Origin of the sequence: Sorangium sp. So ce321 (genome assembly GCF_051530195.1) — a bacterium.
GTDB lineage: Bacteria > Myxococcota_A > Polyangia > Polyangiales > Polyangiaceae > Sorangium.
On the sequence record NZ_CP150329.1, the window covers coordinates 13,132,929 to 13,158,564 of the forward strand.

General features: G+C 73.0%; 17 protein-coding genes. 6 read left to right on the forward strand and 11 right to left on the reverse strand.

The genetic code is table 11. The annotated features are described in order from the left end of the window. Positions 1–398 precede the first annotated feature (398 nt). From WME89_RS48840 to WME89_RS48875, 8 genes are all read right to left on the reverse strand, one after another. The gene (locus WME89_RS48840; RefSeq protein ID WP_438006361.1) at positions 399–2,690 is read right to left on the reverse strand and encodes a sulfatase-like hydrolase/transferase; all 2,292 of its coding nucleotides are present in this window, start codon (positions 2,688–2,690) and stop codon (positions 399–401) included. Between the two features lie 130 nt (positions 2,691–2,820). Continuing rightward, a complete protein-coding gene (locus WME89_RS48845) occupies positions 2,821–6,492 on the reverse strand; it encodes a response regulator (protein WP_438006362.1) in 3,672 nt (1,223 codons plus the stop codon). A gap of 225 nt (positions 6,493–6,717) precedes the next feature. After that, the gene (locus WME89_RS48850; RefSeq protein ID WP_437621852.1) at positions 6,718–7,809 is read right to left on the reverse strand and encodes an isocitrate/isopropylmalate dehydrogenase family protein; all 1,092 of its coding nucleotides are present in this window, start codon (positions 7,807–7,809) and stop codon (positions 6,718–6,720) included. Positions 7,810–7,826: 17 nt separating this feature from the next. Beyond that, a complete protein-coding gene (gene ald, locus WME89_RS48855; RefSeq protein WP_438006363.1) occupies positions 7,827–8,939 on the reverse strand; it encodes an alanine dehydrogenase in 1,113 nt (370 codons plus the stop codon). Positions 8,940–9,096: 157 nt separating this feature from the next. Further along, positions 9,097–10,722: a DUF4388 domain-containing protein gene (locus WME89_RS48860; RefSeq protein WP_438006364.1), complete on the reverse strand. Its 1,626-nt coding sequence runs from the start codon at positions 10,720–10,722 to the stop codon at positions 9,097–9,099. 18 nt (positions 10,723–10,740) lie between these two features. Continuing rightward, positions 10,741–12,630, reverse strand: a complete 1,890-nt coding sequence (locus WME89_RS48865; RefSeq protein WP_438006365.1) for a diguanylate cyclase domain-containing protein — start codon at positions 12,628–12,630, stop codon at positions 10,741–10,743. Beyond that, entirely contained in the window at positions 12,627–13,424 is a 798-nt protein-coding gene (gene dapF / locus WME89_RS48870) for a diaminopimelate epimerase (RefSeq protein WP_438006366.1), read from the reverse strand. Before dapF ends, WME89_RS48865 begins: the two co-directional genes overlap by 4 nt. Then, positions 13,421–13,759, reverse strand: a complete 339-nt coding sequence (locus WME89_RS48875) for a DUF167 domain-containing protein (RefSeq protein WP_437621857.1) — start codon at positions 13,757–13,759, stop codon at positions 13,421–13,423. Before WME89_RS48875 ends, dapF begins: the two co-directional genes overlap by 4 nt. Positions 13,760–14,013: 254 nt before the next feature. On the opposite strand from WME89_RS48875, the gene WME89_RS48880 reads away from it, so the two are divergent. After that, positions 14,014–14,772 (forward strand): hypothetical protein, encoded by a 759-nt coding sequence (locus WME89_RS48880; RefSeq protein ID WP_438006367.1) that lies wholly within the window; start codon positions 14,014–14,016, stop codon positions 14,770–14,772. A 32-nt stretch (positions 14,773–14,804) separates the two neighbouring features. On the opposite strand, the gene WME89_RS48885 is transcribed toward WME89_RS48880, so the two are convergent. Continuing rightward, entirely contained in the window at positions 14,805–15,422 is a 618-nt protein-coding gene (locus tag WME89_RS48885; RefSeq protein ID WP_438006368.1) for a hypothetical protein, read from the reverse strand. A gap of 185 nt (positions 15,423–15,607) precedes the next feature. Here WME89_RS48885 and zapA point away from each other — a divergent pair, with 185 nt between their 5' ends. From zapA to bioD, 3 genes are all read left to right on the forward strand, one after another. After that, entirely contained in the window at positions 15,608–15,937 is a 330-nt protein-coding gene (gene zapA / locus WME89_RS48890; RefSeq protein WP_438006369.1) for a cell division protein ZapA, read from the forward strand. 65 nt (positions 15,938–16,002) lie between these two features. Then, positions 16,003–17,172, forward strand: coding sequence for an aminotransferase class I/II-fold pyridoxal phosphate-dependent enzyme (locus tag WME89_RS48895; RefSeq protein ID WP_438006370.1), 1,170 nt, complete (start codon positions 16,003–16,005; stop codon positions 17,170–17,172). Continuing rightward, positions 17,169–17,864, forward strand: coding sequence for an ATP-dependent dethiobiotin synthetase BioD (gene bioD / locus WME89_RS48900; RefSeq protein WP_438006371.1), 696 nt, complete (start codon positions 17,169–17,171; stop codon positions 17,862–17,864). Before WME89_RS48895 ends, bioD begins: the two co-directional genes overlap by 4 nt. Positions 17,865–20,252: 2,388 nt before the next feature. On the opposite strand, the gene WME89_RS48905 is transcribed toward bioD, so the two are convergent. Next, positions 20,253–20,828: an ATP-binding cassette domain-containing protein gene (locus WME89_RS48905; RefSeq protein ID WP_437656697.1), complete on the reverse strand. Its 576-nt coding sequence runs from the start codon at positions 20,826–20,828 to the stop codon at positions 20,253–20,255. A 105-nt stretch (positions 20,829–20,933) separates the two neighbouring features. After that, positions 20,934–22,289 (reverse strand): serine/threonine-protein kinase, encoded by a 1,356-nt coding sequence (locus tag WME89_RS48910; RefSeq protein WP_438006372.1) that lies wholly within the window; start codon positions 22,287–22,289, stop codon positions 20,934–20,936. 743 nt (positions 22,290–23,032) lie between these two features. On the opposite strand from WME89_RS48910, the gene dnaN reads away from it, so the two are divergent. After that, positions 23,033–24,163 carry a DNA polymerase III subunit beta gene (gene dnaN, locus WME89_RS48915; protein WP_438006373.1) on the forward strand — a complete coding sequence of 377 codons (1,131 nt, stop codon included), beginning with the start codon at positions 23,033–23,035 and terminating at the stop codon, positions 24,161–24,163. Next, positions 24,160–25,311 (forward strand): DNA replication/repair protein RecF, encoded by a 1,152-nt coding sequence (gene recF / locus WME89_RS48920; protein ID WP_438006374.1) that lies wholly within the window; start codon positions 24,160–24,162, stop codon positions 25,309–25,311. The genes dnaN and recF overlap by 4 nt, the downstream gene beginning before the upstream one ends. Positions 25,312–25,636 lie beyond the last annotated feature (325 nt).

Sequence of the window (25,636 nt, forward strand, 5' to 3'; positions counted from 1 at the left end):
TTGCCCTGTGCGGTTGGCGGCATTTGCGCGAAGCATGCCAGGTGCCCGGCTCGCGCGGAGCGAGCGCATCACGCGCACGCCAGCGCGCGCGGGGCGAGCGCATCACGCGCACGCCAGCGCGCGCGGGGCGAGCGCGTCACACGCACGCGCGGGCGCGGGCGTACGTCGATCGGCCCTGCGCGCGGGGCGCTGCGGCGCGCGCGGAGCGGGGCATGATGCCTCGGAGCGAGGCATCATGACGGTGCGGATCGCGCTCTCGCGCGGCCGGCGCGACGTCGCGGACGCCCCCGCTCGCGCTGCTCGCGCTGCTCGCGCCGGCGCGACGCCCGGGCGCCGTCAGCGGGCTCTCCGGCTCTCGTCTGCCGCGCGTCAGGCCGTGAGCGCGCGCTGCGCGGGCCTCATTGCGCGCCCCAGACGTTGAGCACGGCCGCCGTCTCCGCGTCGATCGTGGCCGGCTCCCGCTGCGACACGGGCGCGCGCACGGACAGGTCGAACGTGACGGTGCGCCGGAACAGCGCCATGGTGGCGAGCGGCATCACGTCGCGGCGGTTGAAGGCGCAGGTCGGGTCCACCTCGAGGTCGCAGAGAAAGGGGGGAACGCCGAGTCGCCCCGAAAGCACGAGGTTGCCCCAACGCGCGGAGTAACGATCGCCGAGGGCGGCGATCTGGGGGTCCCGCTCGACGCCCTCGAGGCCCGAGGCGACGGACGCCAGATCCTTCCCGAGCGGTTTGCGGGCGAACGAGAGGCCGAGAGAGGCAATGGCGGTGCGCGCGATGTCGATGATCTCGGTCGGGGCAGAGACGCGCTGGCCGGCGTAGAGGTCGCCGGGAAAGTGGACATAAAGCGGGAGCGTCAGGACGGGCTCCTGGAGGTCGAGGCCCTCGGCGTAGAGCGCGGCGTCGGAGCGGCCGCTGGCCAGGTCGCCGGTCACGATGAAGAGGGTCTCGTCCCACAGCCCGGCGGTCTTGAGGGTCCCGATGAGGTTGCCGAGGGCCCGGTCCTGGCCGGCGAGCGCGATGGTGAAGAGGTCGCGAACGCGGTCGCGATCGTCGGGGCTGAGCACATCGCGGCGCCGGTTTCGCAGCCTGGCCAGCACCTGCGCGGCGCGGCGCGGCTCGATCGGGCCGGCGTAGTCGGCGGGCTTGAGGGCGTTCAGCTCCTTCGGGCTGACCTCCCAGGGCGGGTGGCCGCCGCGCGCGTGGACGAACGCGAGCAGGCGGTTCCCTGCGTCCTGACGGACAGTCTCGCTGATCCAGGCGGCGGCAGCGTCGATCGGCGTGGTAGCTGGCTCGCCGCTCGTCGGGGGGTGCTCGAGGACACGGGACCAGCCTGGCCCGAACCCGAACGCCCGGAAGGTGGTGGGGACGCCGGTGAAGAGCCCGGTCCGGACGCTGCTGTCGCTCGCGATGGCGCCGATGGTGGTCATCCGCGCGGGGAGGCGCGCCCCGGTGTCGGTGACTGTATGAGCGGACGGTGGCAGGCCGGTGAGCAGCGACGCGATCACGGAGGACACGACCGTGCTCGGCGCCCGGTGGTGGTCGAACGTCGTCGCGGACACGGCGAGATCGGAGAGCGTCGCGAGGCTCGGCTCGGGGTGACCGCTCCAGGGGGGAAGATCGGGCCGCTCGACCCCGTTCAGGGCGACGATCACGACGGCGCGCGCCGCGGGCACGGACGGCGGAGGCTCCGGCGATCCGGCGAGGACGGGGTCGCCGAAGAGGACGCGTCCGCCGCGGGCCGCGGCCGAGGCGCGGAGCTCGAGGGTGATGAGGGAGCCCGCGAAGGGCGCGAGCGGCAGCTCGACGTCGGTCCAGGTCGCCTTGTCGCCGCCCTCGACGTGGACGCGATGGATCACGAGGGGCTCCTGGCCATCGCGCAGGGCGCGGATCTCGGCGTCTCCCTCGGCGGAGCCCAGCACGCCGACGGCGGTGCGGAGGCGCGTCGCCCTGGAGGGGCGGAAGGCGCAGCGGACGGCGCCAGGGGCGCGCAGCGCGATCGACCGGTGCGGGACGCCCGACAGCGCGGCGGCGGGCGCGACGACGTCGCGCAGGGTCGGGGGGCCGTAGGTGGCCGGGTCCTCGTCGGGGATGCCCACGCGGATCCAGTCGATGTCCGCGAACGACTCCCCCTCGCGGAGCCGGCCGGAGAACCGGACCGTGAGGGTGTGCAGGCCGGGGTCGGCCGGGAGCGTGGTGGTCGGGGTCGACGCGATGCGGATCTGGTCGCGCTGGAAGCGGAGCGTCCCGAGGAGCTGGTCGTCCAGCGAGACGGTGGCGTAGCGCGAAGCGAGCCCGACGGCGCGGGCGGACACGAAGATGGGGCTCGCGGACGGCAGGATGAACGTGAGCTTGATCTGCCGCTCGGAGATGCGGGCCCAGGTGGAGCCGTCGTGCTCGACCGCGTTGATGCCGGTCGGCGCGGTGGCCTGCCAGGCGAAGCGACCCAGGAGCGCGCCCGCGCCCGTATCGAGCAGGAGCCCTCGGTGCTCGAGGTCGCAGCTCGGCAGCTCGTCGACGAGGTGCACGAGCTCGCGCGCCGGCGGCAGCGGCGCCGCGGCGGGGGTGGCTGACGCCGCGACGGCGCCGGCCGGGAGGTCGCGCGGCCTCTCGCAGCCGGTACAGCCGGAGAGGAGCGCGCCCGCGGCGGAGAGGAGCGTGAGCGCGGCAGAGGGACGGAGGATTCGGATCACGCGGGCGCGCACGGGGCGTGCTCTACCACGAGCGGCGTTCCTTGCCCGTGGCGGGGCGTCCAGGGCGGCGCGAGCTCCTCGGGTGCCTGGGCGGCGCCCGAGGCGGCGCTCGGCGGCGCCTCGTCGGCGCTCAGCGGCGCCACGGCGGCGCGATGCGGAGACGGGTGAGGCGACCGGCCTTGACCAGCGCGAACCGCACCCGCTCCTCGTCGCGGAGCTTCGCCCGGATCTCGTAGGCGCCGCCCTTGGGCGCGAGCGGCAGCTTGACGCTGCCGGTACCCACCGGCCGCCCGTCGACGAAGAGCGCGTCGCCCGCTCCCGCGATCACCTCCAGCATGCCGTGGCCCTCGGGCACCTTGTGCTCGGCGGTCAGCGGCAGGTCCTCGGGAAGCACGGGGTTGGTCGTCGTCTCGCCGACAGGCCCGGCCGCCGCGCCGGCCGGCACGGCCGCGCCCGGCGCGCCAGCGGCGCCCGACGTTCCCACGGCAGCCGCGGGCTCTGCCGCGGGCTGGGCCGGCGGCGGGGCGGGCGGCGGGGCGCCCTGCTGCTCGTGATCGCGCGACAGCCGCGCGCCCACGGCGAAGACGAACGCTGCCACAGCGAAGAGGACCCACATCGTCATGCGGTTGTCGCGGGCCGGCGGCGGCTGTGTGGGCACGTAGGCGGACGGACGGCGCACCCGGCGCGGCGTGGGCGACTCGTCGATCGCGGGGGCCGGCGCGGGCGCCGCGACGCGCGCGGCAGGCGCGGGCGGCTCCTTGAGCGCCGCTGGCGGCCCCTCGATCACCGGCGGCGGCGGGAGCGAGCCCAGCGTGACGAGCCGCTGGGGCTTCGGGTACTCCAGCGCGGGCAGCGTGGCCCCCTGCCGGCGCGGCGCCGGCGCGACGCCCGGCACGGCCGGCGTCACGCTCGCCAGGGCCGCGGCGTCGCCCGGGGTGGTCCACGTCGCGCGCGCGCCGAGCACCTCGCCTTGCAGCTCGCCGAACTCCCGCGGGATGCGGGCGCTGGCGAGCGCCCTCGCCTCTGTCTTGCGCGCGCTCGCGAGCGTGGTCGTCTCGTCCTCCCCGTCCACGGACACCACGGGGATGGATGCCGCCGAGCCAGCCGCGGACACCACCGAGATCGGCGCTGCCGAGCCGGGCGCCGCCGACGCCACCGAGATCGGCGCCACCGAGATCGGCGCCGCCGAGCTGGGCGCCGCCGACACCACCGAGATCGGCGCCGCCGAGCTCGGCGCCGGCATGGACGAGATGGGCGCCACGGAGCCGGGTACCACCGTGACCTGGTCATCGTCGAGCTCGCCTGGCGCGCGCGACGACGCGGCCGCGGCGTCGCCGCCGAGCTCCGGCAGCAGCACCGCCGCCGGCGCCGCCCGCTCCGGCGCGCGCCGTACGCCGCGGAGCGTCTCCTCCTCGTAGGACACGGCGGGGGCGAGCAGATCGTCCCCGTCGCGACCGATCACGCGCCGCACGCCGCCGCGCGCCGCCACGTCGTTGAGCACGTCCTCGACGAGGCTCGAGGCGAACTCCCCCGAGGTGATGACCGACCGCGGCGAGCCCCCCCGCGCGAGCGCCCTCAGGAGCGACCGCGCCGGCTCGGGCGTCGCGTCCGCTGTCGCGCCCATCCCTTCCAGATCGAGGATGACGCGCTCCACCTGCATCAACGGCGGCCCGTGGAGCAGCCGCTGGGCGGCCCGGGCCGCGGCGATCGCGGGCACGAGCTGCTCGGCGAGCGTCCCCTCGAACCCGGGGCGCGGCGGCGCCTCGAGCTCGCTCTCCGGCGCGGGCGCCACGACGAAGCGGCCGGAGCCGACGCCGAGCAGCGCCGCGAGCACCGAGGGCCCGCGGTGGAACGTCCCGTCCTGCGCCGTCCGCGTCGCCCCCGCGGGCCGGCCGTCCTTGATCAGCACCTCGTACAGGAACGCGGCGTCGCGCACCGACACGAGCGCGTCGGGCCGGTGCGCGCACGACAGCGACAGCAGCGTCCGCGTCGTCATGCCGTCGAGGCGCCCGCGGACCTCTCCGCCTGTCGCGATGCGCTCGGCCACGCGCCTCCTGCCCCGCAGGACCTCGTGCACCCGCTGCACGAACGCCGCCGCGCTCGCCTCCTTGCGGAGGTAGCCGTCGGCCTGGGCGCCGAGCTCGCGGAGCCGCTGGAGCAGGTCCTCCTTCCAGGACAGCAGGATGACGGGCACGTCGCGCAGCGCCACGTCCCGCTTGAGCGCGCGGCAGAGCGCGAAGCCATCGAGGCGCGGCATGAGCACGTCGCTCACGACGAGATCCGGCGTCGTCTGGTAGGCGAGGTCGAGCGCCCGCGCGCCGTCGTGCGCCTCGTGCACGGTCGCCCCCGCGGCCCGGAGCACGCCGGCGAGGAACCACGTCACCGCCGGATCGTCGTCCGCGACGACGATATCCATCGCGCCGAGCGCCGCGACCGCCGGCGCCGCGGAGGCGCCGGCCCCGCGCGCCGGCGCCTTCGCGCGGATCTCGCTGTGCGGCCTCGCGCGCGCGCCCTCGGGCGCGCTCGGCGCCGTCATCCACGGCGCGAGCGGCAGCGCGCCCTCCGGCCCGTTCGTCGAGAACCGCACCCCGCCCTGCGAGCGGATCGTCACGAGGTCGCGGATGCGCGCCACCGCGCCCCAGAGCGCCGCGAGCACCTCGGCGCCGTCGCCGAGATCCACGTTCGCCCCCCGGCTCCTCGGCTCTGCGGCGTCGCACAGGCCCCGGCGCAGCTCCTCCGCGAGGCGCGCCCCGAGCTCGTCGAGGCTCACCGCGCCGAGCGGACCGCGCGCTGTCTCGGGGCGCACGCAGGTCGCGGCCGCCTCCGCGGCGGCGCGCCGGAGCGCGCCGGGCGACACGGGCCTCGCGAGCGCGCGCGCGGCGCCGAGCGCCACGTAAGGGGCCGCGTCCTCTGGCCGGGCGAAGCGGCCGACGGCGACGACCGGGACCAGCTCGGTCAGCGGGTCGCCGGCGAGCGCCTCCGCGAGCCCGCGCGCTCCCGGCATATCGGCGTCGAGCAGGACCACGTCCGGAGCGAAGGCGCGCGCGAGATCGATCGCCGTCTCCACCTCGTCGGTCCGCTCCACCTCGAACGACGGCCCCACGTCGGCGCCCCCTGGCTCGAGCGCGTCGGCGAGCGGCGCCGCGCCCACGACGAGTACGGTGATCGGCGCCTCGAGCGCCGCGGCCCCTGACGCTGCGGCGGGCGCCGCCGGCTCGGCGCGGCGCGGCGCGGACGGGCTCGCGCCCGCGTCCTCTTCGTCGTCGAGCGAGAGCGGCTCGGGCGCCAGCGCGCGCCCGTTGCTCACGCTGGCGATCCAGGTCGTGCCCTGGGCCTTCGCGCTGGCCGCCGCTTCCGCGGCGTCCTGGCGGGCTCCGGCGCCGCGCGCGCTCGGCTGGGCGGCGGGCGCCGCGTGCTCGCGCGACGGGGGGGGCTGCTCGCCCATGGCCGACTGCCCCCAGGCCAGGGCGGGCAGCTCCTCGAGCACCTTCCGCAGGGCCGCCGCAGCCTCGTCGGTCAGCCGCGTGCCGCTCGCGGCGACGAGCTGCGACTCTCCCTCGGCGAGCCGCTCGGCCACCCGCGCGAAGCGCAGGAGGCGCGCGCCGGCGCCGAGCGAGTGCAGGCGCCGCTTCAGCTCCTCGACGAGCCGGGGGGCGTCGTCGTCCGCCTCGATCCGCCGGACCATCGCGCGGAGCTCGGCCACGCGGCGACCCAGGTTCGCCACGAACTCGGCCCGCGCCCCGCCCAGCCGCTCGTGCCGAGCCTCGCCCGCTGCATCGCTCCGCGGTCCCGCGTGCTCCACCGCCCTCGATCCTACGCCCATTGGCGGTCCCGTATCACAGGAGGATCAGGCACCCGAACTTCTCGGCGATCGAGCCCGCCCCGCCGGCGCCACAGGCGCGTCCCGTCGCCTCGACCCCGGCCAGCTCCGCGGCGACCAGGGCCCGCGCCGCCGTCGGCTACCGGCCCCCCGGGTCACCTCACCCAGGGCCCGCGCCGCCGTCGGCTACCGGCCCCCCGGGTCACCTCACCCGGGGCCCAGCTCCGCGGCGATCTGCTCCCGGACCCAGGCGCCTGCGGCGCGCGTGCCGAGCGTGCCGCCGACGTCGACCGTGCACATCCCCTGGTCGAGCGCCTGGGAGACCCAGCGCTCGATGCGGCGCTCTTCCTCGGGCCACCCGAGGTGGGCGAGCAGCAGCCCGGCGGTGAGCATCGCCGCGAAGGGGTTCGCGACGTCCTTGCCGGCGAGCGGCGGCGCCGACCCGTGCACCGGCTCGAACAGCGCGACTCGCCCCGGATCCGACGCGTGCACGTTCGCGCTCGCGGCCATGCCGAGCCCGCCCTGCAGCGCCGCGCCGAGGTCGGTCACGATGTCGCCGAACAGGTTGTTCGTCACGATCACCTGGAACTGCGACGGATCCTGGATGACGTACAGGCAGAGGGCGTCCACGTAGACGTGGTTCGACTGGATCTCCGGGTACTGGGCGCGCACCTCGTGGAAGACGCGCAGCCAGAGCTCGTGCGCGTGCCGCATCGCGTTCGACTTGTCCGCCATCGTGACCCGCGTCCGGCCGTTCGCGCGCGCGTAGTCGAACGCCGCGCGGATGATCCGCTCGACGCCCTTCCTCGTATTGACGTCCTCGTTGATCGCGACCTCGTCGGGGGTGCCGCGCTTGAACTGCCCGCCGATCCCGACGTAGATGCCCTCGGTGTTCTCGCGGAACACGACGAAGTCGATGTCCTTCGCCGTCCGGCCCTTGAGCGGGACGAGCCGGTCCGACAGCGCCCGGACGGGCCGCACGTTGGCGTAGAGGTCGTAACCGAAGCGCATGCCGAACAGGATGTCGCGCGCGTGCTCCAGGTTCGGCACGCGCGGGTCCCCGAGCGCGCCGAGGAGCACCGCCGAGCACTCGCGCTGGATCGCGACCTGGATCTGGTTCGGGAACGTCGTCCCGTCGCGCAGGTACCGGTCGGCGCCGAGGTCGAGCTCCCACAGGTCGATCGGCAGCCCCGCTCGAGCCTGGTAGAGCTCGAGCAGGAGCTTCGCCTCCGCGGTGACGGACGGACCGATGCCGTCACCGCCGATGATCGCGATCTTCTTCTTCTTTCCGGCGGCCACGTCGTCGCGCTCCGGGCTCAGCCGAGCGCGCGTTCGACCGGCACGTACTCCAGCCGGTGCGCTGCCGCGACCGGTCCGTACGTGACGTGCCCGCCGTAGGTGTTGATCCCGAGCGCCACCGCCCGGTCGGCCTTGGCCGCGGCGAGGATGCCCTGGTTGGCGATCGCCACCGCGTAGCCGATCGTCGTGTTCGTGAGCGCCCAGGTGCTCGTGTGCGAGACGGCGCCCGGCATGTTGGCGACGCAGTAGTGGACGACCCCGTGCACCTCGTAGGTCGGGTGGTCGTGGGTCGTCGGGCGGCAGGTCGCGATGCAGCCGCCCTGGTCCACGGCGACGTCGACGACGACGGTCCCCTTCTCCATGCGGCGGATGAGGTCCTCATTCACGAGCTGGGGCGCCTTGGCGCCGGGCACGAGCACCGCGCCGATCACGAGATCGGCGCGCTCGCACATCGTCTCGATGTTCTCCGCGTTGGAGTAGAGCGTCTCGATCGCGCCCCCGAACACGTCCTCGAGGTAGCTCATCGTCTCGGCGCGGACGTCGAGCACCGTGACCTGCGCGCCCATCCCGACCGCGATGGTCGCCGCGTTGCGCCCGACCACGCCGCCGCCGAGGATCACCACGCGGCCGCGCCGCGTCCCGGGCACGCCGCCGAGGAGCACGCCCTTGCCGCCCCGCTCCTTCTCGAGGCACGAGGCGCCCACCTGGACAGCCATCCTGCCGGCCACCTCGCTCATCGGCCGCAGCAGCGGCAGCGAGCCGTCCTCGTGCTGGATCGTCTCGTACGCGATGCCGGTCACGCCGCGCCTGGCGAGCTCCTTCGTCAGATCGGGCTCGGCGGCCAGGTGCAGGTACGTGTAGAGGAGGAGACCCTGGCGGAAGTGGCCGTACTCGGAGGGGAGCGGCTCCTTCACCTTCACGACCATGTCGGCGCTCCATGCCTCGGCCGCCGACCTCACGATGAGCGCGCCCGCGCGCCCGTAGGCCTCGTCGGAGATCCCGCTGCCCTCCCCGGCGCCGGACTCCACGAGGACCTTGTGCCCGTGCCCGACCAGGGCCCGGACTCCCGCGGGCGTCATGCCGACGCGGTACTCACGTGTCTTGATCTCCTTGGGGACTCCGATAAGCACGATCGCGCTCCTCTCCTCGCCGGACTGCTTGAAGCGAGGCGTGGCGACGATAGCAGAAAGCTGCCGCTGCAACGCTGCAAGCGGCGGCCGCATCGGCCGCTTTCCGGGGCGAGAAACCCGGGAAAATCCGTTCCAATCGGGTGTCCGTGAGGGCGGGTCACACGCCCGCGGCGGCCTCGAGCGCGGTGCGCACCAGCAGGGTGATCTGCCCGGGAGAGGCGAGATCGAGCGGACCCATCATGCCCTCTGCGTCGAGCAGCAGGAGCTCGAGCGCCTCGCAGTGCGCCGCCAGCGCTTCCTTCCCCGCGTCCCCGAGCCGGACCACCGCGGCCGCGCCGTGCAGGGCGAGCGGCCAGGTCGGCGCGAACGCCTCGTCCGTGGGGAGGCCGACGAGCGTGAGCTCGACGCCGTCGCCGAGCCGGATCACCCCGAGCGGCCGCGGCAGCGGCGCGTTCGGCGGGGCCTCGGCGGGCACGACGGCGTCCGCGATGCGGCGGACCGCATGGGAGAGCGTGATCATGCGGCGCGCGCTGGCGGCGATCACGAGGTGCGGCGGCGGCGCGAAGCCCGCCCGGGCCAGGCGCGTCACCAGGGACCGGAGGACCGGGAAGTGCTCCGCGGGGGCGAACGGCGTGGTGAGGTCGGCGAGCGAGATGCGCCGGACCTTCCCGGCGGCCGTGAGCTCCATCAGGACCTCGAGGATCAGCAGATCAGGCCCGCCGATCTCGTCGAGCAGCTCGTCCAGGTTATGCGGCATCTGGAGCAGCGCCGTGATCTTGTCGGCCACGATGGTGCGCTCGGTCGGCTCGCCGATCGACGCCGGGGGGGGCGCCGTCGGGTAGCGCAGCGCCTCGAGCTTGATCGCGGCCGACTCGGCCGCGCGCAGCGTCGGCGGCGGCGGCATCGAGCCCCTGGCCGCGCCGGTGGGCAGCAGGGCGGAGGTCACGTCGGGCACCGTGGCGCCGGCGTCGTCCGTGTCGGCGGCCTGGACCGAGATCGGGCCCGCACCGAAGGTCTCGTGGCCGTGGAGCGGCGACAGGTCGAGATCGTCGCTCGACGGCTCGGTCACCAGGAAGGCCTCGCCGGACGGCGCGAGCTCGGCTCGCCGGCGCTGGACCTCGTCGACCTGACGGAGCGCCTCCATGAGGAGGCGCGAGGTAGGCACCATGATGCGGCGCGCGCTCGTCGGCTCGCCGGGGGAGAACGCGAAGTGCCCGTCGCGCTCGCCGAGCAGCCGGTACAGCGCCTTCTCCCCGTCGAGGCGGCGGTAGACGGCGTCGATCACCTCCCCCGCCCAGATCCGGAGCTCGCCTGCGCCCGCCGGCGTGGTGATCCCGAGCACGCCGCTGCGGCGGTTCATCGCGAGCAGCTGGAGCAGGTCGACGAGCGGCACCTGCTGGAGGTCGCCGCGGATCTCCTGCAGCGCCGTCGGCCTGGAGCCGCGCGGGGAGGCCTCCGTGATGCGCGAGACGATGTGATCGACGTCGCCGCGCAGGACGTCGTCGGGGCCGAGCTCGCCGTCGTCGCCGCCGTCGCCGTCGACGAGGAACAGGATCGGCGTGTCGGCGAGATCGGGGACGGCGGCGAACGCGTCCGCGAGCGCGCTGTCCTCGTCGACCGCCCGGGCGGCGAGCACGACGTCGGGCCGGCGCTTGAACGCCTGCTCCACCGCCTCGAAGGCGCCGTTCGCGTTGTTGACCGTGAGACCCCGCGCCCGCAGCGCCGACGCGAGCGCGCCGAGCGCGTCCACGTCCGAATCGACCAGCAACACCCTGCGAGACACTGGATCACGCCTCCGAGATCAGCCGAAGACCCGCAGCCCGACGGCGCGACCGAGCCGCTCGGCGAGGAAGTCCGCGAGCAGCGGATCGGCCGCGTGGATCCCCTTCACGAAGCCCCCCTGGTTGCGACCGACCAGGGCATACGCGCCGTGCTCTGCCAGGACGCAGAGCGCCTCGATGTCGTCGCATCCTGGTGAGGACCGGAGGTCCAGCGCGTGCACCACCACGTCCTCGCGCGGCGAGCCGAGCAGCGCGCGGATCTGCGCTCCCAGGCTGAGCCCGTCGTGGTGCGCGACGAGGATGAACACGGCGCCCCCGCGGAGCGCGTTCCTGACCACCGAGGTCGCGAGCATGACCGCGTCTGCTACCGGCAGATCGAGCGAGCGGGGCGCCGAGACGGCGAAGGGCACCTCGGCGGCCGGGGCTTCTCGCACGAGCAGGCTGAAGATGTCGCCGATGCTCCGCCGGTCCTGCGGGATGCGGTGGACGATCGAGGACTTGGTGGCGTCGGCGCGCCGGCGGGCGATGCGGAGCAGCTGCGCGAGGCCCTGGCCGTCGTGCGGAAAGGTGGCGACCCCGACGAGCAGCCCCTTCGGCAGGTACCCCGCCCGCTTCTCGCTCCCGGCCAGGCGAGCGAGCATCCGGCGGTGGCAGGCGTGGGCCTCAAGCCCGGCTGTCTCGGGCATGAGCAGGTGGAACTCGTTCTCCTCGACCCGAGCGAGGATGTCGGTGTCGCGCACCGCGCGGAGCAGGTGCTCGGCGACCTGACCGGGGTTGAGCGCGCTCGAAGGGGGCGGCGGCGGCGTGGTCCTCCAGAACGCGACCTCACCCTGGCGCTCCGGAGCGGCCGACGCGTCGGGCTCGATGACGATCGTCGCGATCGTGAACCGGCGGCCGTACCGCCTCGCCTTGTCGATCTCGCGGCCGGCGACGTCCACGTAGTAGGCGAACGAGTAGGCGCTCGTCGCCGGGTCCTTGATCGCGGCGCCGCCCGTCGAGCGCTCGCGCTCGGCGAGCAGGGCGAGCGCCGTCGTCGCCTGCGTGGCGAGCAGCTTGACGAGGCCGTCGAGGAGCGGCGCCCGCCGCGACGTCGAGGCGCTGCTGTCAGGGCGCCTGACCGACGGGAACGCGGAGCTGCGGCCGGGCTCCTTCTGGAGCAGGAGGTGCCCCGCGGTCAGCCTGCGGAGGGCGAGCGGGACGACGACGAGCTGCTCGCGCCGAGCGAAGTCGAGGATGTCGGTCTCGGTGCCGTACGCCGGCGCGCGGTCGAGCGGCCCGGTCAGCGCGGCGCGGGCCAGCTCGCTGGAGCGCTCTCCGACGGTCAGGTACACGGCGCCCGCGGCCGCGCCGGTGGCCTCGACGAACACCTCGGCGAGCTGCTGGGCCGCCGCGCTGCGGTCGCGCGCATCGGCGAGCTCGGCGACGCGCGCGATCCACCCGGCCGCGCGCGCGCTGCGCGCCGACTCCTGCTCGAGCTGTATCCGGAGCGCCCGCTCGCCGAAGCGCTGCCGCACCGAGCCGAGCGCGTTCAGCACCTCGTCCCCGCCGAGCGGCAGCAGGAAGAGCCCGGCGCCGCCGAGCGCGACGGCGTGCGCGCCCGACTCGAGCTCTGCCCTCGTGGCCAGCGCGAAGACGGTCGCCTCGGGCGCGAGGGCCTTCAGGTGGTGGACCATGGCGAGGCCGGCCCCGTCGCCGAGCCCTACATCGATGAACGCGACGTCCGGCGCCGCGGCCTCGGCGAGGGCGATCCCCTCCGCGAGGTCGCCGGCCAGCATCAGCTCGTCCGACGTGATGACCCGCGAGAAGAGCGTATGGGTCGCCTCATCGGCGATGACGGCGAGCACCTTGAGCGAGGTATCGTGGACCGGCGCCCGGCCTGGGCTCCAGACCCCCTCGAGCGAGGCGGTCACGCGATCACCACCTCGCCGGAGAACGCCCGGCGCGCCGGACCCTGCATGAGCAGCTCCAGGGACCCGGCGGCGACCGTGATGCGCAGCGCGCCGCCCGGCAGCACCACGCGGAGGGGCGCTCCGTAGGGCGCGCGGCCCTGCGCGCATGCAGCGGCGGCCACGGCGCAGGCGCCCGTGCCGCACGCCAGCGTCCGGCCGACCCCGCGTTCCCAGACGGTGACGTCGATGCAGGCCGCCTCGCCCCGCTCCGCCGGTCGCACGCGGCAGAACTCGACGTTGATTCCCCCTGCCGGCGTCGTCGCGACGATCGGCCCGAGGTCGTCGATCGCCTCCTCCGTGTACGGATCGAACGTCACCGCGTGCGGGTTGCCCACGTCCACGGTCGCGAACCTGTGCTCCGCGCCGAGCGCGGTGACCGCGAGGGGCTCGCCCATACGCGCGCGCCCCATGCCGACGACCACGTCGAAGCGGTCGCCTGTGCGCGAGACCTCGCACCGCTTGTCGCCGGCGTCGGTCGCGATGGAGATCGCCTTCTGCGGGGTCCCTCTGGAGACGAGGTAGGCCGCGACGCAGCGGATGCCGTTGCCGCACATCTCCGGGCGGCTCCCGTCGGCGTTCCAGACTTCCATGCGCGGCCGCTCGCGATCGATGACCAGCACGCCGTCGGCGCCGATGCCGAACCGCCGGTCGCAGAGGCGACGCGCCGCCTCGGCGGTCATGGGCGCCGCCTCGACGAGGATGAAGTCGTTGCCAAGACCTTCCCACTTCTCGAACCGGACGACGTTTTCCTTCATCGCTTCGCCCCGGCGAGCCGCTTTCGCGCCTCGGTCTCCCTGAGCCCTCGGACGGAGACGACCTTGCTCCTGCCGCTCGCGCCGAGGGCGATCTGGACATCGCTCTGGCGCACGTCGAGCGCGCGCGCGAGCAGCTTGACGAGCTCCGCGTTCGCGGCACCGTCGACGGGCGGCGCGGTCAGCGCGACGTCGAGCGCCGCTTCGCGAACCCCGACGATGGCCGAGCGCGACGAGCGCGGGCGCACCTGGACCGAGATGCGGACGCCCTCGTCACGCTCGGTGATCGCGAGGCGACCCCAGTCGTGATCGGCGCCGCTCTCCTCGGGTTTGCTCATCTCGCCGTCGGCATCGTAGCGTATCTGGAGCTCACGGGTGGTTCCCGCGAGGCGCGGTGACGGCGCTCGCCAGACGGCCACCGCGAATTTGCCGCCCGGCGGGCGGACCCGCTACTCTTTTCGCCGGGCCGTCGGTCGCCTCGCGCAGCCACGATGGGGCGGCGGCGACTCGCGCCAGCGGTTTCCGATGTTCGCCGCTGATGCTCAATTCCGCGGTGGAGGCGTTTGCCATGACTGATGAAGGAGAAAGGTCCGTGAACGCATCGCGCGGCCTCGCGACGAGGTTGTGTGCGCTCGCGCTGCTCACGGCGTCGGGCGGTGTGCTCGCGTCCGCTTGCGCCGACAACGAGAGCAGCTTGTTCGTCCGGATGCGCATGGCGCGGAGCGGGGACTGCAGCGTGAGCTGCAGCCCTGGCGAGGCGTTCTGGACCCAGGACGCGATCGACGCCGCCTACGTGGGCAGCCACAGCGCGACGATCCTCGTGGGCAATCAGATCGTGGAGCGCGGCGACTCGGACGTGCTCCGGACCGAGACCTCGCGCGTCCAGCTCTACGAGGCCGAGGTCCGCGTCTTCTCCATGGAGGGCGACCCCCTGAATCAGGGGTACGTGGTCCCGATCAACGGGGTGGTCGACCCCGGCACATCGAGCGACGCTGGCTACAACTGCACCGAGGTGCTGCTCATCGACGGCGCTACGATGGAAGACCTGCGTGGTCGGGCGGCGGAGCTCAATGGCGGCGATGTCGAGGTGGTGACGACGATGGTCCTGCGGGGCAGGACGCTTGGCGGGCAGGAGGTAGAGACCGCCGAGTGGTCCTACCCCGTCAGTGTCTGCTTCGGCTGCAGCCGGTGTGTCGACACCATCCCGCCGATCTGCTGCTCGGACTCCTCGAGCGAGGATTGCAAGGACCAGGAGGAGGTCGAGGGCTCCTGCCCTGGCGCGCGAGGCACCCAGGACTGCCGCAACCTGGGACAGACATGCGCCCAGCACCTCGCCGGCTTCAGGCTCTGAGGCTTCCTGGACGGGGCTGGACCGCAGCCCCGTCACGGCGCCGGGGCGGCAGCTCGGCGCACCGGCGCCGCCTCGGGTGATGGCCCCTTCAGGGCGTTGATCGCGTACACGAAGGGCAGGGCCAGCAGCGTCACATCGAGCTGGGCCGCGAGGACGACCGAGGTCTCCCGGGAGGGGCCGAGGCCGAGCCGCATCTGCGCGAGCAGGCCTGTGCTCATCGCGTACGGCGAGTGGAAGTTGTAGCTGCGCCCTCCCCAGAAGACGGCGGCGGCGACCCCCGGTTCCAGGGCATCAGCGTCCTCGCTCCAGCGTCCGTAGACTCCGGTCGAGAGGACCAGGGGAAGCACGTCGAGGACCGGGGCGAGGGCCGAGATGCCGGCGCCGACCTGGATCTCGTCGAACGCGTGGGTGAGCACCTCGGCATAGGGTCCGACGCCGAAGTCGTCGTTGGCGGCGCGGCCGAAAAGGACGTCTCCTCGCACGCCGGCGTGGAAGACGGTCGCGTCCCACAGGCGTCGCTCGAGGCCAGCGCCGGCGACGCCCAGGGTGACACCGGCGCTCGCCTGGGGTTCGGCGCGGGCTGTGCGGTGCGCGAGGAGGACCCCCAGGAGCGCGGCAATCAACGCAGCGGGGCGGGCCGCCGTAGCCATGATGGTGCGATGCTACAGGGCGCTGCCGCGGAGCGCGCTCGAATTCTGTCGTTGGCGTCTCTGGCGCCGCGCTCCGGGCGCGTGCTGAGGGCGCGTGTTCCGGCTGCAAGCGGGCGAGTCGCTCCGCGGGTGCGGTGCAGCCCGCCCTCCGCGCCGGGTGTGGTTCATGGTAGCGTCCGCGGGCTATGGCGCGCCGCACCGTGCAGCTACGGGTGGGTGGTCAGACCTACCGCGTGGTGACTTCCGCGAGCGATGAAGAGCTCCAGCGGCTCGCTTCTGTCGTCGATCAGAAGCTCGCCACGGTCGTGCCCGCCGGTCGCTCGGTGACGCCGCAGGCCATGTTGCTGGCCGCCATCGCGCTCGCGCACGACCTGGAGCAGGAGCGGACCCGGACGGCCGCGATCGCGGTGCGCGCGCGCGATGCATTTGGACGTATCCTCCAGCGCGTGGACGCGGTGCTCGGTGCCGGCGCGGATCCCTCGTCTTCCGGCGAAGCGAACGACAGCACGCCCTGAGCCTGAGTCCCCGGACGAGCCAGGGCGCTCCTTGCTGACCGGCCCTGCTGCTGACTGGAGATGGCATGCCTGCATCCGTGGATGAAGCTCCTCGTATCCCCCGCCTCACACCCGCCGTGGGACTCAACGCCCTTCGTCATCTGGAGGACGAGCTCGCCGACCTGAGGCGCGCGGGCCTTCTACGCGCACCTCCCGCTGCCGCTGCGCCCGCCGGAATGCTGGTGCTGTGCTCCAACGATTACCTGGGCTACGCCGGCCTTCCCTGCCCCGCGGGAGACGGCGTCTCGAGTGGTGCCGGCGCGTCCCGCCTCGTGAGTGGGAACCATGAGGCCCACCTCGTGGCCGAGGGAGCGATCGCCGCCTGGCTCGGGGTGGAGGCGGCGCTGCTGTTTTCGTCAGGGTACGCGGCCAACGTCGGCACCCTTGCCGCGCTGGCCAGGCCCGGGGACGTCATCGTGTCGGACGCGCTCAACCACGCGTCGATCATCGACGGCTGCCGCCTTTCGGGCGCGACGGTGGAGGTCGTACGCCACCTGGACCTGGAGGCGGCCGAGCGCGCCCTCGCGCGCGCTCAGAGCGCGCGCCGCCGTTGGGTCGTCACCGAATCGCTCTTCAGCATGGATGGGGACACGCCCGACCTCCGGCGCCTGCGTGAGCTCTGCGATCGACACGACGCCGCGCTGATGGTGGACGAGGCGCATGCCCTCGGCATCTGCGGTCCGCGGGGTACCGGTCTATGCGCCGAGTCTGGCGTTTGCCCGGACGTCCTCGTCGGCACGCTCGGCAAGTCGCTCGGGCTGCACGGCGCTTTCGTCGCGGGCTCCGCGACGCTGCGGACTTACCTCTGGAACCGCGCCAGGAGCTTCGTCTTCTCGACCGGGATCAGCCCGGTGGTGGCGCTCGCCGCGGTGGACCGCGTCCGTCGGGCCGCGGCCGACGATGCGGGTCGAGCGCGCCTGGCCATGGCCTCCGGCCGGCTCCGATCTGGACTGCGCGCCGTCGGAGCCCCGCTACTTCCAGGGTCGTCGGGGCCCATCCTTCCCTGGATCCTGGAGTCGCCGGGGGCGGCGGTGGAGATGTCCCAGCGGCTCGCGAGGGAGGGCATCCTGGTCCAGGCGATCCGGCCGCCGACCGTTCCGGCCGGCACCTCGCGCCTCCGCATCACGGCGAGCGCGTCGCTCTCCGAGGCCGACGTCGAGCGCGCCCTGGCAGGGTTCCGCGAGGCGATGCGATGAGGGGCCGAGCTGTTTCACGTGAAACAGGGCAGCAGCGGGTCGCGGTCGTCGGAACCGGGACCGGGGTGGGCAAGACGCATGTGTCCGTGGCCCTGGTCGCCGCGCTAGCAGCTCGAGGCGCCAGCGTCTGCGGCCTGAAGCCGATCGAGTCGGGCGTGGACGGCACCGCCGCCACCGACGCCGATCAGCTCGCCCTCGTCAGCTCGGTCTGCCCCGACCCGGCGCCGTACCGCTTCCCGGATCCGCTCTCCCCTCACCTCGCTGCCCGGCGCCGCGGCCGCGCCATCTCGCTGGACCACACGATCGCCTGGGTAGATCGGCAGCAGGCGTCGGTGGCGATCGTCGAGAGCGCCGGCGCGCTCCTCTCCCCGCTCGGACCCGGGTTGACCAACGCGGACCTGGTACGCGCCCTGGCACCTGACGCCCTCGTGCTCGTCGGCCTGGACCGGCTGGGGATTCTTCACGAGGTCGCTTGCTGTTTGCTGGCCTTGAGGACGCTCGTGCCTGGCCTGCCGCCGGCGCTGGTGGTGCTGAACCCACCGGCTGCTCCCGACGCGTCCACCGGCACCAATGCCGGTGAGCTCGAGGCGCTCGGCATCAGCTCGGGCGTCCTTGCGATGCCCCGCGCCGCTCCCACCACGCCGCCGTCGCTCGCCGCAGCGAAGCTTGCCCTGGCGCGCCTCGGTCTCTGAGGGAGCCTCTGAGGGAGCTGGCGCGGCCCGTTCAAAGGTGATCTCCCCCGCGCCAAGGCGATGCCTTACCACTTCCCGGATTGGGATCCCTCACCCACCGCCCGGCAAGGCGAGCCGCCTGGCCTCGCTCGACCTCGCTCGACCTCGCCGGCCGAGTGGGTCGAGCGGCAGCGGTTGTTGCTGGCTTACGCCCAGAGTGTCGACGTGGTCCGCTCCCCTCGTGGACCCAGGTTGACCAACGCAAGGTCAGTGCGCGCACTCACCCCGGACGCCGTCGTGCTGGTCGGCCTGTCGGGTCGGGCTTCCTCCACCAGGCCGCTCGCTGTTTGCTGACTGCGCGGACACTCGCACCGACCTTGCCGCCGCCTCCGGTGATGCTGAATCCGTCGGCCGCTCCCGACGCGTCGACCCGCACCAAGGCCGACCGATCGAGGCACTGAGCTCAGCTCGCGTACCATGGTGGTGCCGCGGCACGCTCTCGCGCGCTGGCGTCGCTCGCTGAAGCGCAGCTTGCCCCGGGTGCCTCGGTTGCAAGAGGTCCGCGCCGCCGTGCTCGAAGGGGGCATCCTCGGCTTCGAAGCAGCGGCGTGCCGCTTCCTGGAGCCGCTCTCTTTCATCGCACCTCCCCGCGCAGCGGCCACGCCAGCCGTTGGAGGCCGCAGCCGCTTGGGTCGGGCAGGAGCAGGCATCATCGGGGCTGGCCGAGAGAGCACCGGCATGCGCGTCTCCGGGGTTAGACCCGGGTTGACCAGCGCAGACCTGGTACGCGTCCTGGCGCATGATGTCCCCGTGCTGGTCGGCGTGTACCAGCTGGCATCACCCGCGACGTCCCGTGGCCTTGCTGGCCTTGTCGACGCAGGCGCCAGGCTTGCCGCCGGCTGTGGCGATGTTGAACCCACCAGTCTCTCCGGATGGTTTGACCCGTACCCATGTCGGTGCGCTCGATGCGCTCAGCATCAGCTCGGGTTGTGGTGGTGCCGCGGACCTTGTCCCAGCGCCGGCATTGCTGGCCGCCGCACAGCTTGCCCCGGCTCAGCTCAGTCTCCGAAGCGCCGGCGCTGTCGCTCCGTATACAGATGGCCTCCGCTTCGCGCCGGTGAACACTCTTGGTCCAACCATCTCCGCCTTCAGGGGTACGAAGGAGCTCCTGGACCGCTGAGCTTCGGCGGACTCAGATGGACGTTCGTGCGCGATGAACTCAGCTGAATCGAGAAGCATGCCGAGGTCATCGTGGTCCTCCGCATGGAGGATGCGCCTCCGCGGTTCCGACCCAGCGCGGGTGTGGATGAGACGGCACGCGCATGCACGACCGGCAGGTCGCGGGAGGCGGAGCGCCAACCGCGCCGGAAGCGCACGTCAGCGCTTGAAGTGCCCGGTGAGACAGGCGCGCGGTCGCCATCGCGTTCCGCCCTCTCTCTGCCCGTCAGCGGCGCGAGCCACCAGGTCTCGGCGCAGCATCTCCGCACGCGGTCGTTCGGATGGCGGTGAGCTGACCGACGGGTGCGGCTGATCGGTTCGGGCCGCCCGTTCTTTAGGCTGCAATCGCAGGCGGTGGAACATGCGATGGACACGCCGGGTCCGCCGGGTGGAAAGTCGATTCGCTCCCGATAACTCGCGTCGCCCGGGCGTGGCCACGATGACGGTGCTTCCCGCCCCTGCGCAGCAACCCGATACATCGCCTGGTCGCTGATATAGCTCCAGCCGAGGCGGCGGCGGCGGCAGCTAACCTGCTGGGCGGAGGCGCCGGTCACCGCGGTCTCTCCGGCGCTCGACCCAGAACGAGGACACCTTCTGGGCGGCGCAGAACTCCGCTGTCATCGATCAGCTCGGCGTCAGGGCTGGTGTCGGGCTCGATGGTCGAGGATCAGGCCAGCATCCCCGGCGATGCGGGCCGCCCCTCCCCTCGATCGCCACTCTCCTGGACCTGCTTGCGAGATGCAGGAGGCGAGGCCGTCAGCGGCTGGAAGGTCATGAAGCGGCCAGAGAGGCGTGGGCACACCGGTGCTTGGCGTGCACAGCCCACTCCCTGGGGCGCAGCGGTCCCATCGGGGACGCCATCAGAGCGCTCCACGAGCAGCATTCGCGGGCAGTGCCCTCCTGGACGCTAGCGGCCGTACCGAGCCCGTCTGCGAGCGCACGGGCCGCGCTCGAGCACGAGAACGAGGAGGCACAAGGGAGGATCGATCGGGTCTTTTGACCTCCCGGCCTTCCTGCGGGAGGACACCGGGCTCGCGCATCGCGCACCTCCGTCATGCCCGCGTCCGACCCGCTGTACCGCGGCTGCGCGAGGCTGCCAGCGCAGTGATGTATGTCAGCGCCGGCCGAATTCGGGCAGGCGATTGCTCGATCGCTGTTTCACGTGAAACAGCCAGGACATTTCTCCGGGGCTCAGGATGCGTCGGTGACGACACGCCCCCGCTCCAGCACCAGACGGGCGGCAGCCCGAGCTCGGAAGACCTCCGGCTCATGCGACACGACGACCACGGCGGCGCCTCGCGCCACCTCCGCCTCAACCACGGTGAGCAGCCGCGCGACCCCGGAGCGGTCCAGCCCCGTGGTGGGCTCGTCCAGCAGCACCAGCGACGGATGATGCACGAGCGCTCGCGCCAGCGCGATGCGCTGCCGCTGGCCGCGCGAGCACGTGCGAAGAGGCCTCAGCGCGAAGCTCCCCAGCTCGAAGCGCTCCTCCGCGCGACGCCACGCCTCCTGGGCGTCGAGCCCGTGAAAACGCGCCGCCAGCTCGACGTTCTGCCGACCGGAGAGATCCGGATACGCCAGCGACTCGTGCGACAACCATCCGATCGTGCCGCGGGCCAGCCCGGCATCCTCACCGAAAGGCTCGTAGAGGACCGTGCCCGACGTGGGACGAACCACCGTGCCGAGGATGCCGAGCAGCGTCGACTTCCCCGACCCGTTCGCGCCTTCGATGAGCGTCAACCGCCCTGCCTCGATGGTCGCGTTCACCCCGCGCAGCGCCGCCGTCGTCCCGTACGTCTTCACGACGCCACGCGCCACCACGCGCTCGACCGTATCCACAGCGCTCACCTCGCTCCTGTGCTCACGCTTCCGTCAGCCCTTGTCGCCGCCTCGCGCGCGCCCCTCACCCCAGATGAGCGTCGGCATGTCTTCCGGAAACGGAGGCGGATCGACGACGGTCGCCTCGGTGTCCTCCGAGAGCTCCGCGCCCTTCCCGACCGGGCTCAGCGACGGGATCGTCGGCCTGTCCTCCGCCTCATCCTCCCGGCACTGCGCATCCACCATCTCAGGGGCCGGCTCGCTCCGCCGGCGCGCAGGAATGCTGCCGCCCGCCGGCTCGAGAACCCGCGACGGCCACACGCTATGCCGCAGCTGCAGGCCGTTGCTGGCTGCAGGCCGCGACCCCTGCCGCCCAGGCTCCACCGCCTTGCGCGCCGTCGCGACGACGACGTTGCTGGCATCAGCCGCGCCCCTGTCGCCCCCGAGCCGAGCAAACATCATCGTCCCGTCGTCGTTCGTCTCCTCGCCGATGCTCCGAACGGCGAGGCGCTCCGGCACGCGCCGGTGCGAGACCGGCGCCTGGTTCCTGAATCGACGCAGCGCCTCCTGGAGCTCCCGGGCGCTCTGGAACCGCTCCTCCCGCGCCTTGGCCAGGGCGCGATCTACAAGACGCGAGAGGCCGGGTGGAATGGCCGGATCGAGCTCGGTCACCGGGCGGTGCCAGATGGTGAGGATCTGTACGAGCAGCGCGTTGTAGTTGCGCGCCACGAACGGGCGCTGGCCAGTCAGCGCCTCGTACAAGATCACGCCCACAGCCCACAGATCGAGCCGATGGTCAAGCTCCACGTCCCCCCGAGCCTGCTCGGGAGCCATGTAGTAGGGCGTGCCCATCACCATGCCGGTGCGGGTCAGATCCATCGCCCCGTCCACGCCCGCCGCCTGGGAGATGCCGAAGTCGAGCAGCTTGGCAATGGGCAACATGCCTGCTCGCTCCGAAAGAAAGATGTTCTCCGGTTTCAGGTCACGGTGAACGATCCCCCGCTCGTGCGCGGTCACGAGCGCCGAGAGGACCTGGAGCATGATGTCGATGAGCTCGCCCGGCGGCACGGTACCGCAGCGCTCGATCCGCTGCGCCAGCGTCTCCCCGCGCAGCCGCTCCATCACGAGGTAGGGGCTGCCGTCGGGGAGCCGACCCATGTCGTACACCTCGCAGATGTTCGGGTGGCCGATCCGCCCCGCGATGCGCGCCTCGTGCTCCAACCTCGAGACCGCCTCGCGCTTCTGCATCTCCCGCGGGTGCATCACCTTGACGGCGACCAGCCGCCCGATCTCGAGGTGCTCGGCCTCGTAGACCGCGCCCATGCCACCCTCCCCGATGATCGCCGTGACGCCGTACTTGTCGCCGATCACATGGCCGAGCAGCGAGCGGCTGAACGAGCTCGCGCTCACGGCGTCGCCCGTCGGCCAGGCCGTCGTCCGCGCGCCGGCGCTCGAGGGCAACGGGGGACGGGACGCCAGGGCACGCCGCTGCGGAGGCGACGGGGGCGCTCCCGGCGCCGGTCGAGGCTCCGCGGCGGCTCCATTCCTGCGGGAAGCAGGCGCCGGCCTCGGCGGAGAGGCAGCGGGTCGTGGAACAGGCTCGAGCGGAGCCGCCGCTCGCCTCGCCCCGCGCGAGGACGGAGCCCCGCCCGCGTCAACGACGAGACCGGTCGCTGGACACACGACCGCCGCAACGTCGTGGTGGTTACCGCAATGGACGCAGCGCACCGAACTCAAGTCCGTACATTTTGAAATACTCCATCCAGGCGCCGCTCGGAACTGCACAGCGCATCAGGACAGCGCGCGGCGGCTGTGCTCGGCTACCTATTCCCGCATTCGTCGCGGGGGATCTTGGGGATAACCCCATCGAGAACCCTGGGGACAAAGCGGGGGAGAAGCGCTGCCCGCCAGCTGTCCCCTGTCCTCCTACCCCTGAGGACGGTCCATTTACCCCAGGGCGCTCGCTTCCAAGTGATGAGAATTGCTCGGCATTCTGAGTTATCCCCGCCCTCCACAGCGCCTACGACGAAGACGTTGTCTTTATCTATCTATTTCATGGAAAGTAGAGGCGTCGCGCAAGGTCACCGGAGCGCTCATTTCCGGTCCACGCCCGGACGATAACCCTGCTAAAGGGAGCGGCTCGGGAGTCGGCCATGGACCTTGTGATCCCCAAAAAAGATCTGCTTCGCCTCGTCGCGCGCTGCCAAGGCGTAGCGGACAAGAAGAGCGCCATGCCAGCGCTCGCCAACGTCCTGCTCGCGGCAGAGGGCAACGCCGTCCGCGTCGCCGCGACCGACCTGTACATCGGGGTCACTGGCCAGACGCACGCGGACATCAAGACCGGCGGCTCGGTCGCGGTCCCGGCCAGGGACCTGCTCGAGCGCGTGAAGGCCATGCCCGATGGCCCGGTCCAGATCACCACCACCGAGGGCGCCCACACGTCGCTCAAGGCGGTCGGCTCGCCGCGCCGCTACACGCTCCCCGGGCTGCCCGGCTCGGAGTTCCCGCAGCTGCCCGTCCCGGCGCAGGACGCGCCCTCGCTGGAGCTGCCCGTCGAGCAGCTCGCGCTGCTGATCTCGCGCACACACTTCTCGATCTCGACCGACGAGACGCGCGCCCACGTCAACAGCGCCCTGTTCGAGTGGGCCGGCGATCGCGTCAGGATGGTGACCACCGACGGCCACCGCCTGTCCAAGATGGAGGCGACCGTCTCCGGCAGCTCCGCGACGGCCACGATGCTCATCCCGCTCAAGGCGATCAGCGAGCTCCGCCGCCTCGCCGAGGAGGCGCGCGCCGAGAAGGAGACCCCGATGGTCGCCATCACGCAGAGCGGGCCGAACGCCTTCTTCAACATCGCCGGGATGCAGTTCTCGGTGAAGCTCGTCGACGCGCAGTTCCCCCCGTACCAGCAGGTCATCCCGTCGGTCACGGAGCGCTCGGTCCGCGCGCCCCGCGTCGCCTTCGCCGAGGCGCTCAAGGCCATCGCGCTCGCCGCGAACGACCGCACCGGCGGCGTGAAGCTGTCGATCGCGCCGGGGACGCTCCGCATCACCAGCGAGAGCCCGGACACCGGCGCCGGCTTCGACGAGCTGCCCGTGGACTACAGCGGGCCCGAGGTCACCATCGGCTTCAACGCCAAGTACTTCCTCGACGTGCTCGCCGCCATCGACGACGAGGAGGTCGTCCTCGGCATCTCCGGGGAGCTCGACCCGGCCGTGCTCCGGCCCGGCAGCGAGTCGAGCCAGCAGAGCTACGTCGCCGTCATCATGCCGATGCGGATTTGAGCGCGCCCGCCGACGAGCTCACGGGACGAACCCCGAGCCTGCTCCTCGAGCGGCTCAACATCCGCGAGCTCCGGAACCTCGAGCGCGTCGACGTGGAGCCCGCGCCCCGCCTCAACGTCATCGCCGGCAACAACGGGCAGGGCAAGACGAGCCTGCTCGAGGCGATCTACTTCGCCGCCACGTCGAGGAGCTTCCGCACGCCGCGCGCGGCGGAGCTCGTCCGCCATGGGGCCGCCGTCGCGAGCGCGCGGGCCCGCTTCGTCGAGCGCCGCGACGCGCTCGCGCCGCTCGCGCGCGAGCAGACAGCGGCGGTGGAGCAGAAGCGGTGCGTCGTGCGGATCGACGGCAACCGGCCCCCGAGCCTCGCGAGCTTCGCGACGCGCTCGCCGGTCGTCGCCTTCCACACGGAGGAGCTCGCGCTGTCGACAGGACCCGCGAGCGCGCGGCGCACGCTGCTCGATCGCCTGGCGCTCTTCATGGACCCGCAGAGCGCAGACCACCGCGCCCGCTACGCGCAGGCCCTCCGCGCGCGGCACGAGCTGCTCCACCGCGGCGCGGGCGCGGCGGCGCAGGCGAGCTCCGAGCTCGACGCCTTCGAGGAGCTCTGCGCGCTCCACGGCGCGGCGCTGACCCGCGCCCGCGACGCCGCCGTGCAGGCGCTGGCGCCGGAGCTAGCGCGAGCGTTCGCCCGCATCGCGGCGCCGGACCTGACGCTGGCCGCACGTTACGCGCCGGGCGGCTCCGGCGACGCCGAGGAGGCGCGCGCAGCGCTGCGCGAGCATCGCCGGCGCGACGCCCACCGGCCGAGCGCCGGCTTCGGGCCCCACCGCGACGACCTCGCGCTCGAGCTCGATGGGCACCCCGCCCGCGTCGTCGCCTCCCAGGGGCAGCACCGGGCCCTCACCCTCTCGCTGAAAGCAGCCGAGACCGCTGCCATTGCTTCCGTCCGGGGCGTAGAGCCCATCCTGCTGCTCGACGACGTGTCGAGCGAGCTCGACCCGGATCGCACCGCGGCGCTGTTCACGTTCCTCGGGCTGGCGCGCGGACAGGTGTTCCTGACGACCACGCGGCGCGATCTCATCGTCACGCCGGGCATAGCTCCCTCGGAACGGCGCGATTTCCACGTCGAGGGCGGCGCCCTCAGCTGACGCGTGTCGCGGCCGCGCGGCCTCCAGACGCGTCCACGCGGCGCCAGGCGGCGGCTCCGGAGGCGCGCTGACACGGCGCGCCGACACGGCACCGCGACCGCCGCCAGACGCGTTGATCCTGCCCCCCAGCGCGCGAGTCCGAATGCTCCGGACGCGCCCGCGCGAGCCGCTGAAAATACGGTGTTACGAGCCTTCCAGACCCGGCGAAACGCTTGCCCGAGCCCCTGATTTCGGCTACATTTCCGCGGTCTTTACGGGGGCATCGACGAGCGATCCGCGCATGATCGTTCGTGGCCTCCGACTCGATCCGGCGCCGCGGCCGCGG

Excerpts from the sequence above, each read along its gene's own strand:
- zapA (WP_438006369.1), top strand. The coding sequence starts at position 15,608 with ATGGCGCGCCGCACCGTGCAGCTACGGGTGGGTGGTCAGACCTACCGC.
- dapF (WP_438006366.1), bottom strand. The coding sequence starts at position 13,424 with ATGAAGGAAAACGTCGTCCGGTTCGAGAAGTGGGAAGGTCTTGGCAAC.
- WME89_RS48875 (WP_437621857.1), bottom strand. The coding sequence starts at position 13,759 with ATGAGCAAACCCGAGGAGAGCGGCGCCGATCACGACTGGGGTCGCCTC.
- WME89_RS48885 (WP_438006368.1), bottom strand. The coding sequence starts at position 15,422 with ATGGCTACGGCGGCCCGCCCCGCTGCGTTGATTGCCGCGCTCCTGGGG.
- bioD (WP_438006371.1), top strand. The coding sequence starts at position 17,169 with ATGAGGGGCCGAGCTGTTTCACGTGAAACAGGGCAGCAGCGGGTCGCG.
- dnaN (WP_438006373.1), top strand. The coding sequence starts at position 23,033 with ATGGACCTTGTGATCCCCAAAAAAGATCTGCTTCGCCTCGTCGCGCGC.
- WME89_RS48895 (WP_438006370.1), top strand. The coding sequence starts at position 16,003 with ATGCCTGCATCCGTGGATGAAGCTCCTCGTATCCCCCGCCTCACACCC.